The following is a 258-nucleotide window of genomic DNA, read 5'->3' as shown; positions in this document are numbered from 1 at the left end:
AAGGCACGTCGAGGAATTTGCCGCCGAGCGACTCGATCTGCTCCTTCACGGCCGGGCGCACGTCCGAAGCCTCGATCACCGCGCCCAGGCGCCGCGCCGTGGCAATGGCCTGCAGGCCCGCCACGCCGGCACCGAGAATCAGCACGCGCGCGGCTTTCACGGTGCCGGCGGCGGTCATGAGCATCGGCATGAAGCGCGGATAGAGGTTCGAGGCCACGAGCACCGCCTTGTACCCGGCGATGTTGGCCTGCGACGACA

1 pseudogene is annotated in these 258 nt (G+C 69.0%); it reads right to left on the bottom strand.

Features of this window, described 5'->3' with window-relative positions:
- Positions 1–258, bottom strand: a pseudogene (locus AB4Y42_RS44535) (NAD(P)(+) transhydrogenase (Re/Si-specific) subunit alpha); the annotation flags it as partial.

The sequence above is a fragment of the Paraburkholderia sp. EG286B genome (assembly GCF_040965655.1).
GTDB lineage: Bacteria > Pseudomonadota > Gammaproteobacteria > Burkholderiales > Burkholderiaceae > Paraburkholderia.
This window is presented reverse-complemented; position numbering and strand designations above follow the sequence as displayed.